Raw genomic sequence first — 5,697 nt, forward strand, 5'->3', positions numbered from 1 at the left:
ATCGCCTCCCCGCGAAGGAAGCAGTCTCTGTGCACCTGTGCGGAGCTGCCGCTGCCACGCGGCCCACAGCCCTCGCCGCGGCGCGCCCCGCGCCCCCCCCCACTTTAGTAGAAAGAGAGCCATAAAAACTACCATTGATTTGATTATGCTCTATGAGATATTTTCTAAAATTCACAAAAAGTTGTTGGTCAATTTTGAACTTCTTTGCACCGCTCCAAAATTTGCTTAAGGGTTCTTGGAATGTCAATCCTTTGATGTCATAAAATGCGCTACCACATACTTTTGTGGGACATTTGTGCAAAATGCTTGAAAGTCCGGTTGTGCTATTGATGACGATACAGCCCAACGCATTGCGCAAAAAATCAGGTAAATGAATATCGTGCAAATAAATGACGCGGCTACTTACATTATATTTTCTTGCTTGTCGTTTGATAAAAATCTTGTAATTTTTATATCCTCTGTCCATTGGGTGATGCTTGATGACTAAAAAATGTTGAGGTTTTGCGTGTTGCGCAAAGGAGCGAATAGAGTTTCTAATAAAGTTTTCAATCCTTCTTCCTTCAAAATGATTTTTGATTTGTGTATCATTATGCACCTGCAAGATGAGGGCAAAATATTGTTTTTTGGATTCTAAAATAAATTCAATGTCTTCTTTTTCACTAAATTTATAGAGATATTTTCTAAAAAGTGAAAGAAACCAAGGAAACATTTCCATACCACTCAAACTACGGTGGTGTAGCTTATTGTTAAAATACAATCCACACAAAAAAGCAGAAAACCAATACAAAAAGGAAAACCAAGCCATATTCCTAAAAGAATGTGTAATGCTGTATTCTTGTTCTTTGGATTGGGGAGTAAATTTTAAGAAAACTTGCGGGTCTTTTGGGAGCGTGGAATTTGCATTGACACCTTTATGTTCCAATGTAATAAAGTTTGGGCGAATATAACCTTCTTCAAATATAAAATAAGGAATTTTAAGGGACTTAGCTACTTTAATGGCGATTTTATGTAAAGGGCGGCAGTCATTGAACATAAAAATTTTTTGGATTTTATGATTGAGATAAAAATGTCTTATAAATTCTTCAAAATCCTCTAATTGATTGCGATAACTTTGTGCCCCAAAAGGAAAGAAAAATAAATCTCCCCCATTGAAATTTAGCTTAAAAACCTTATTGTTATTCTTTTTGAGTTTTTGCGCCAAATGATAGAAAAAGGGACCCACAGGTCCTTGCAAAAGGAGAATGTTGGAATCCCTAAATTGTGAAATAGCATTATCTAGCCGCATTGAATGATTCTTATTAGCTCTTTATTTAGAGGTCTAAGATGACTTTGGTAGCAATTGCTACTTGATAAAGAATCTGTGTCAAGATGCTTGTGATTTGCAATCCTTGTCCTGTTTCAATTGCGGGTAGAATAAGCAAGGAATCGCCGGGTTGTATGGTTTTACCTGATGCCCAATTTCCATTATGACGTTCTGCTTTGCCATTAGAGTGAATGACTAAAACCCTCTTTTTATTTGCGCGTTCTGTAAAATCGCCCGCTAATTTAATATAATCTCGTAGGCTTTTATTTGGCTCATAAGTAAAAGCTCCAGGCAAGGCAACTTCTCCTTGCACAAGCACTAAGTTGCTTTTTGCGGGAATGTTAATCACATCACCTTCTTCAAGGATTGTTTTGGTGAAGGCTTGTTTGTTTTCCAACACAACTTGACCTTTGGGCTGAACATTTTTAGCGCGTTCAATAAACTCTAGCACCATTTGAGAATGACTTGCGCGCATACTTGCTTCTTGCGCAGTAACAGAGGATGAAGTAAGAGCAATTGTTTCAAGCTCTTTTAATTGTGCTTCAATGAGTTGCTTTTGTGTTTGCGCGACACTTACGCGATAAAGTTGAATCGCATCAATATTGGATTGTTGATTGGGTTTAAGCTTCAAGACAACTTCTGCTAGGCTTGTTCCCTTTTTGACAACCATAGAGTGCAAGCCGCTATGCTCCCCCTCTATTGTAATATGGATATTTTCGGCATTGTAATCTGGGCGAAATTCCACTTCATCACCCACCCTTAAAAGCACGGATTGGAAATCTTTTTTGTTATAGGACACAACATCTATCGTGTGGTTGGGCAAATAGGAGCGCACGACTGCATTAGTTACGATAGGTTTTGCTCCTGCGGCATTTGCCAAATCTTGCAGAGTTTTGATATTGTCTTTAAGCTCAAATCGGAAAGGCTTTTGCACATCTCCCTCTGCAAAAGCATAGCTTTCAACATTTTTAACTAAGATTACATCGCCAGTCCTAAAGGGAAATAGCTTCATTTTTCCCTCAAAAAGAAAATCATATAAGTCAATGTTAAGGGCAATTTTGTTGTTGCGTAGAATCTCAATATTTCTAAAGCTTCCGTATTCTAGGTTGATTCCACCTGCTTTATCCAAATATTGCACGACAGAATCGGAACTCAAGCCTTGATAAAGTCCCGGACGATTCACATTTCCTGTAACAAAAATAGAAACATTTTGATAAACATTCATATCGGCATAAACAAAAACATTTTGTTTATAGATTTTTGCAATACTTGCTTTGAGAGCTTTGACTAAATCCCCATTTTTAACACCAAGCAGATTGACTGCTCCAACACTCGGGATAAATACATTGCCTTGCGAATCTACCATTAATTCTTGTTGGAATTCCACTGCTCCCCACATTCTAAAGTTGATTTTGTCGCCCACAGCGATTTTGTAGTCTGGGTTGTAGAGTGATTGGGAAGCTTGTGTGAAGTTTCCATTAAACAAATGTGCCCCAAATACAGCTGGTAATTGCTCGGGTAGATTTTGCGTGTCGGTTGTAGGCGAATTAGGATTAGCGGGATTAGTCTGTTGCATTTGCGTTTGGTTTTGTGTTGCTTGTTGTGTATTTTGTGTTGGATAATTTTGCCCTGTTTGCTCTTGGTAAGGTGGCTGAGTAACTGAAATAGATGAAACATCAACGGCTTGCGCAAAAGCCGCAAAGAAAAGGGTGATGAATAGTGTCTGAACGGATTTTTTCATTAGTATTTATGCTCCTCTATAATCATTGCGATGAGTTTAACAATACCATAAATGGCAGATAAAAGCACAAAAATGGTGATAATGTTATAAATCTTTTTGGGATATTCTGGGTCTTGTGGCTCGCTAGCATTTTGAATCACAACAAGTTGCTTGATTTTGCGACTAGATTCTATCCTCGTGGTTTCAATTGAAGCAAGTGCTACGGTGTATGCGTCTTGAGCAAATTGTGCTTCAATAGTCAAATCTTGAAATCTTGCTGCTAAATCATTAAGCCGTTTGGAATTGCTAGAAGCAACGATTTTGGAAGTTTCTTTCGCTAATTGTTTTTTCAAAGCATTAATTTCGGATTTTAGCATAATAATTTGTGGCGCATTTTCGTTAAGATAGGTTTGCATAGTGGTTAATTGCGTTTCTTTTTCTGCGATTTTGCTTTCAATTCCTGTTGTTAGGCTGGCTTTTGCTTCTGCTTGTTTGAGTGGGTCAAAAACACCATAACGACTTTGGAATGCCAAAAGTTCATTTTTGGCAGCTTGCAAACGTGTTTTTGCTTTTAAAAGTTCTTGCTCGGCAAATATCATTTGTTCTCTCGCGGCACTTTGTGAGATTTCATTGATAAAGCGTTCGGATTCTTTTAAGATGGCGTGAGCAATAGTCTTTGCGTCTTGCGGTGAGAATCCTTCAACATTTACTTGTAATAATCCAGAAGTATCATCAAGGACGGTTTCTACTCTCTTTTGATAAAATTTAAAAAAACTTTCTTGACTTGCACCGCTGCGCAACATAAAGAAAGGGTCTTTCATTTGGGAGGTGTAAAGGTTTTTAAGTTGAATCTCTTTATTAAGAATATTGAGCATATCAAGAGAGTAAATGTATTGTTTTAAGAATAGCACATCTTCTCTCGCACTTGAATTCACGCCAATAAGAGAAGCCAAACCACTCACGGGCGCAATATCATTATTGATGGAGCGCACACTTAAGGTAATAGAGCTTACATAGCGGTCAGCCGCAATGAGCAAATAATAAGCAACCACAAATACCATTAGCGCATACACGATTTTGAAGCTTTTAAGGAAAGGTAAAAGCTTTTGGAAGCCAGGTTGCTGTAAAAGAGATTTTAAAAAAGCCATTTATTGTCCTTGATATGCCTTGATGCCTTCATCTACATCATCATAGACTTTTGCTACACCATCTTGAATATGTATGATTTTATGACACCATTTTTTGATTTCTGAAACACTATGAGAAACCAAAATAACTTTAGAGCTACTTAGTTTTTCTTGATAGAGTGCTTCGCTTTTTTTCTTGAAAGCCGGGTCGCCTACCGCTCCTGCTTCGTCAATCAAATAATAATCAAAATCAAACGCCATACTCATACCAAATAAGACGCGTGAGCGCATTCCTGATGACAAGATTCCACTAGGTTCGTCAAAGAATTTACCAATTTCAGCAAAATCCTCCACAAAAGCAATTTTTTCTTTTAATGCGTCCCCTTTATAGCCATAAACGCGTGCAAGAAATTTAATATTATCCCTTGAGCTTAGTGAGGATTGAAAATGCGTCCCAAGCCCAATAGGAAAAGAAATTTTCTTATCTGTGATAACTCTTCCTTTGTCTGGCATATCCATTCCTCCCAAGATTCGCATTAAAGTGGATTTGCCCGCTCCATTGCGTCCCATAAGTCCGATACTGCAATCATCGGGAAATTCAAAGGTTAAGTCTTTAAAGACATAATGTCGTCCTTTGTTTAAAGGATAGGATTTTGTGAGATGGTCAAGCTTAATCATTTGATTTGTCCTAAATATTTATAGCGGAAAAAATAATACCAAAGCCCAATAAAGAGTAGAATAATCGCAATAGAAAAAGGATAAACAAAATTAATCCCATTTGTCAGAGGATAATTGGGGAAATAATTTTCTCGCAACATTTCAAGAAGCTGTAAAACAGGATTGTAAAGCAGGAGTTCCACAACATGGTTTGGCATAATCCATAAAGGATATAAAACCGCAGAGGCAAAGTAGAAAACATTGATTCCGTAATTAATAAAGATTTGCGTATATTCTAACTCACTGCTTAAAAAAGCAAGACAAATGCCTACCGCAAATCCCAAAAAGGCTAATCCGAAAAAAGCGATGAGAACTTCTAAAAAATTTACAGGCAAAATAGGTAAATCCAAAAACCACCCAAACCCCACTATAAAAATAATAAAAATAGAAAAATAAATGCAGATTTCAAGAAGTGCGCGCGCAATAAAAACATGGATAGGTTTAACAGGCTTATAAGCCATCAAAGCAAGATTGGCTTGCACGCCAGACATAATTTGCTGAATAATATTTCTAAACATAAAAAATGGCACAAATCCTGTAACTAAAAACATCTCCACAGGAACTTGCGGAATGGATTTTGCGCGAATCACGGTAAAAATGATTAAGAAAAAGAGAATATGCGACATTGGCTCTCCAATGACCCAAAAATATCCTAATCGTTTGTTTTTGCCAAAACGCGTTTTTAGCTCTCGCAAAAATAGTGCCTGCACAATATGTGTCATTCAATAAAAAACTCTCTTTTCTTAAAAATTATAGTTTATTTCCGATAAATCTACTTGATGATTAAAATGCTAATTATAAAAGAAGTTTGCTTGAATTAAGTATAAATT

Annotated in this window: 5 protein-coding genes; all 5 read right to left on the reverse strand. The window is 37.1% G+C overall.

Going from position 1 to position 5,697, the window contains the following annotated elements; genetic code table 11:
• On the reverse strand, nt 1-1,285 hold a 1,285-nt coding region (locus K2N75_RS06385; protein WP_297681655.1), incomplete at its 3' end, for a capsular biosynthesis protein.
• A gap of 25 nt (nt 1,286-1,310) precedes the next feature.
• Nucleotides 1,311-3,044, reverse strand: a complete 1,734-nt coding sequence (locus K2N75_RS06390) for a polysaccharide biosynthesis/export family protein (RefSeq protein ID WP_297681657.1) — start codon at nt 3,042-3,044, stop codon at nt 1,311-1,313.
• Nucleotides 3,044-4,171: a capsule biosynthesis protein gene (locus K2N75_RS06395; RefSeq protein ID WP_297681658.1), complete on the reverse strand. Its 1,128-nt coding sequence runs from the start codon at nt 4,169-4,171 to the stop codon at nt 3,044-3,046. Before K2N75_RS06395 ends, K2N75_RS06390 begins: the two co-directional genes overlap by 1 nt.
• Entirely contained in the window at nt 4,172-4,828 is a 657-nt protein-coding gene (locus K2N75_RS06400) for an ABC transporter ATP-binding protein (protein WP_297681659.1), read from the reverse strand.
• Nucleotides 4,825-5,589, reverse strand: coding sequence for an ABC transporter permease (locus K2N75_RS06405; protein ID WP_297681661.1), 765 nt, complete (start codon nt 5,587-5,589; stop codon nt 4,825-4,827). Before K2N75_RS06405 ends, K2N75_RS06400 begins: the two co-directional genes overlap by 4 nt.
• Nucleotides 5,590-5,697 lie beyond the last annotated feature (108 nt).

The organism is Helicobacter sp. (genome assembly GCF_029067145.1).
Classification (GTDB): domain Bacteria; phylum Campylobacterota; class Campylobacteria; order Campylobacterales; family Helicobacteraceae; genus Helicobacter_D.